This is a genomic window from Nitrospira sp. (assembly GCA_005116745.1).
Classification (GTDB): Bacteria; Nitrospirota; Nitrospiria; order Nitrospirales; family Nitrospiraceae; genus Nitrospira_D.
On record SWDS01000007.1, the window covers coordinates 1 to 4,486 of the forward strand.

Here is a 4,486-nt window from a genome sequence, read left to right on the forward strand (position 1 = left end):
TGCCTGATGCAAGTACGGTCTTCTTCGGAAGTCATGGAACGGGTTGGGTGGGGTTGGGGAGGATGTGCGTGAATTGGCACACTGTTGGGTCCTGAGACAACACGCGTTGTGTTGCTCTGAGGCGATACCTCAGCACTCATCTGGTGGTTGAACGGCCGGCTTTATGTCGGTGCGGCGATCACGTAGGGGTGGGTTCGGCTGGTTGGTGTTTGAGAACTGTACAGTGGATGCGAGCATCTTTGTGGTCAAGTTTTTAAGGGCACACGGTGGATGTCTAGGCATCAGGAGCCGATGAAGGACGTAGGAGGCTGCGATAAGCCTCGGGGAGCTGTCAACCGAGCTGTGATCCGAGGATTTCCGAATGGGGAAACCCGGCACCCGTCATGGGGTGTCACCCGCACCTGAATATATAGGGTGTGTGGAGGGAACGTGGGGAAGTGAAACATCTCAGTACCCACAGGAAGAGAAAACAACCGTGATTCCGTGAGTAGTGGCGAGCGAAAGCGGAAGAGGCTAAACCGTGCACGTGTGATACCCGGCAGGGGTTGCGTGTGCGGTGTTGTGGGACCTGTCTGACTGGTCTGCCGGCTGGTCGGGGAGTAAGAAAATGGTGTGTTAGTGGAATCAGTTTGGAATACTGGACCGTAGTGGGTGAAAGTCCCGTACGCGAAAACATGCCATCTCCCGATGGGGATCCCAAGTAGCAGCGAGCTCGTGAAATTTGCTGTGAATCTGCCGGGACCACCCGGTAAGCCTAAATACTTCCTGGTGACCGATAGCGGACTAGTACCGTGAGGGAAAGATGAAAAGTACCCCGGGAGGGGAGTGAAAGAGTACCTGAAACCGTGTGCCTACAAGCCGTCAGAGCCTTTCGGGGTGATGGCGTGCCTTTTGAAGAATGAGCCTGCGAGTTAGTGCTGCGTGGCGAGGTTAACCCGTGTGGGGTAGCCGTAGCGAAAGCGAGTCCGAATAGGGCGTTTGAGTCGCGTGGTCTAGACCCGAAGCGGAGTGATCTACCCATGGCCAGGGTGAAGCGACGGTAAGACGTCGTGGAGGCCCGAACCCACCAGGGTTGAAAACCTGGGGGATGAGCTGTGGGTAGGGGTGAAAGGCCAATCAAACTCCGTGATAGCTGGTTCTCCCCGAAATGCATTTAGGTGCAGCGTCGCGTGTTTCACCCCGGGGGTAGAGCACTGGATGGTCTAGGGGGCCTACAAGCTTACCGAAATCAACCAAACTCCGAATACCGGTGTGTTAGAGCGCGGCAGTGAGACTGCGGGCGATAAGGTTCGTAGTCGAGAGGGAAACAGCCCAGAACACCAGCTAAGGCCCCCAAGTGTGTGCTAAGTGGGAAAGGATGTGGGGTCGCCCAGACAACCAGGAGGTTGGCTTAGAAGCAGCCATCCTTGAAAGAGTGCGTAATAGCTCACTGGTCAAGTGGTCCTGCGCCGACAATGTAGCGGGGCTCAAGCACACCGCCGAAGCTGTGTCATTCATACAATACATCCGCTCGTTCTTTCGGGGACGTGTGCAGTGGTATGGATGGGTAGGGGAGCGTCCTGCATCCGGTGAAGCCGCGGCGTGAGCCAGCGGTGGAGGGTGTGGGAGTGAGAATGCAGGCATGAGTAGCGAAAGCAGAGTGAGAAACTCTGCCGCCGGATGACCAAGGGTTCCTGGGCCAGGCTAATCCGCCCAGGGTAAGTCGGGACCTAAGGCGAGGCCGACAGGCGTAGTCGATGGACAACGGGTTGATATTCCCGTACCCGTGTGAACGCGTCCCTGGCGAGGCTTGTGATGCTAACCGCCCGATCTGTCGGAGGTCTTCGGACCGATGATGGTGAGCGCGGGAACCGAACTTGTAGTAGTCAAACGATGGGGTGACGCAGGAGGGTAGCTCCGCCAGCAGATGGTGTCTGGTGTAAGCGTGCAGCCCGAGCGATAGGCAAATCCGTCGCTCATCAGGGTGAGGCGTGATGCATAGCCGATTGAGGCGAAGTAGAGTGATCCCATGCTGCCAAGAAAAGCCTCTAGTGAGTGTTCACGCGGCCCGTACCCCAAACCGACACAGGTGGTCAGGTAGAGAATACCAAGGCGATCGGGTGAACTATGGTTAAGGAACTCGGCAAAATACCTCCGTAACTTCGGGAGAAGGAGGGCCAGTGACCTTGAAGCCCCTTGCGGGCTAGGGGTTGTTGGCCGCAGAGACCAGCGAGAAGCGACTGTTTACTAAAAACACAGGTCCGTGCGAAGTCGCAAGACGATGTATACGGACTGACGCCTGCCCGGTGCTGGAACGTTAAGAGGACCGGTTAGTCACCTTGTGTGGCGAAGCTGAGAATTTAAGCGCCAGTAAACGGCGGTGGTAACTATAACCATCCTAAGGTAGCGAAATTCCTTGTCGGGTAAGTTCCGACCTGCACGAATGGCGTAACGACTTCTCGACTGTCTCAACCATAGGCCCGGCGAAATTGCACTACGAGTAAAGATGCTCGTTACGCGCGGCAGGACGGAAAGACCCCGGGACCTTTACTATAGCTTGGTATTGGTGTTCGGTTCGGCTTGTGTAGGATAGGTGGGAGACTATGAAGCGGTCACGCCAGTGGCTGTGGAGTCAACGTTGAAATACCACTCTGGTCGTACTGGATATCTAACCTCGGACCGTGATCCGGTTCAGGGACAGTGCCTGGTGGGTAGTTTAACTGGGGCGGTTGCCTCCCAAAGGGTAACGGAGGCGCCCAAAGGTTCCCTCAGCCTGGTTGGCAATCAGGTGTTGAGTGCAAGTGCACAAGGGAGCTTGACTGTGAGACCGACGGGTCGAGCAGGGACGAAAGTCGGGACTAGTGATCCGGCGCTGGCTGGTGGAAGCGGCGTCGCTCAACGGATAAAAGGTACCCCGGGGATAACAGGCTGATCTTGCCCAAGAGTCCATATCGACGGCATGGTTTGGCACCTCGATGTCGGCTCGTCGCATCCTGGGGCCGGAGTAGGTCCCAAGGGTTGGGCTGTTCGCCCATTAAAGCGGTACGCGAGCTGGGTTTAGAACGTCGTGAGACAGTTCGGTCCCTATCCGCCGCGCGCGCAGGAGACTTGAGGAAGGCTGTCCCTAGTACGAGAGGACCGGGACGGACGAACCTCTGGTGTGCCAGTTGTCCTGCCAAGGGCACGGCTGGTTGGCTACGTTCGGAAGGGATAACCGCTGAAGGCATCTAAGCGGGAAGCCTGTTCCAAGATGAGGTCTCCCACCACCTTGAGTGGTTAAGGCCCCCCACTAGACCATGGGGTTGATAGGCCAGAGATGGAAGCCCAGTAATGGGTGGAGTTGACTGGTACTAATAGGCCGAGGGCTTGCCCACAAACATGCTACGCATCCACTGTACGGCTCTGAAACACCACCCAGAGCCCACACACCCCCAACCACTTGTGGTTGGCGTGTGTGGGAGTCTAAGTGAATAGTGTTTCGTAGAGTTACGGCGGTCATGGCGGAGGGGAAACGCCCGGTCCCATTCCGAACCCGGAAGCTAAGCCCTCCAGCGCCGATGGTACTGCACCCGCCAGGGTGTGGGAGAGTAGGACACCGCCGAACACACCTTCCACGAGGCCCGGTAAACCCCACACGGTTTACCGGGCCTCGCGGCATTGACACGAAAGGCCAGCCGATCTCGGCTGGCCTTTCGTCATATTTCAGGGTAGGCGGCGAGGCGGTGGGTGTGAGGGGGCCGCGATCGTTCCTTCCTGTGCGGGTTACCGGCGAGTAGACTTCCCTGGTGTCGATCTTCTCCGGGCCGGCCGAGGTCGCCGAGCGGCTGGCGGATGCCGGCTATCTGACCGATCAGGCGATCGCGACCACTGTCTACCTGGCCGATGTGCTCGGCAAGCCACTGCTGGTCGAGGGGCCTGCCGGGGTCGGCAAGACCGAGCTGGCCAAGGCCGTCGCGCGGGCCGCCGGAGCCGAACTGATCCGTCTGCAGTGCTACGAGGGACTGGACGAGGCCCGGGCGCTCTACGAGTGGAACTACTCCAAGCAGCTGCTGCGCATCCAGGCCGCCCGCGGTGGGCAGTCCTGGGAGCAGACCCACGACGACATCTTCACCGACGAGTTCCTTCTCGAACGCCCGCTACTCGCCGCGATTCGGCGTACCGAGCCGACCGTGCTGCTGATCGACGAGACCGACAAGGCCGACGTCGAGATCGAGGGACTGCTGCTGGAGGTGCTGTCCGACTTCCAGATCACCATCCCGGAACTCGGCACCGTGCATGCCGCGCGGCGGCCGTTCGTGGTGCTCACCTCCAACGCCACCCGCGAGCTGTCCGAGGCGCTCAAACGACGCTGCCTCTACCTGCACCTCGACTATCCGCGGGCGGAGCGGGAACGCGACATCGTGCTCGCCCAGGTGCCCGGTATCGGCGCCGAGCTCGCCGAGCAGGTCGTCGACCTGGTCGGCACGCTGCGTGGGCTCCAGCTCAAGAAGTCGCCGTCGGTGGCCGA

The 4,486-nt window shown here is 59.1% G+C and carries 1 protein-coding gene and 2 rRNA genes; all 3 read left to right on the forward strand.

Annotation, left to right across the window (positions count from 1 at the left end; translation table 11 throughout):
- Window positions 1-220 precede the first annotated feature (220 nt).
- Window positions 221-3,355, forward strand: a 23S ribosomal RNA gene (locus E8D52_10760).
- A gap of 111 nt (window positions 3,356-3,466) precedes the next feature.
- Window positions 3,467-3,583 (forward strand): 5S ribosomal RNA (gene rrf, locus E8D52_10765).
- Window positions 3,584-3,761: 178 nt separating this feature from the next.
- Window positions 3,762-4,486, forward strand: a 725-nt coding sequence (locus E8D52_10770) for a MoxR family ATPase (GenBank protein TKB67959.1), incomplete at its 3' end; no start/stop codon positions are given.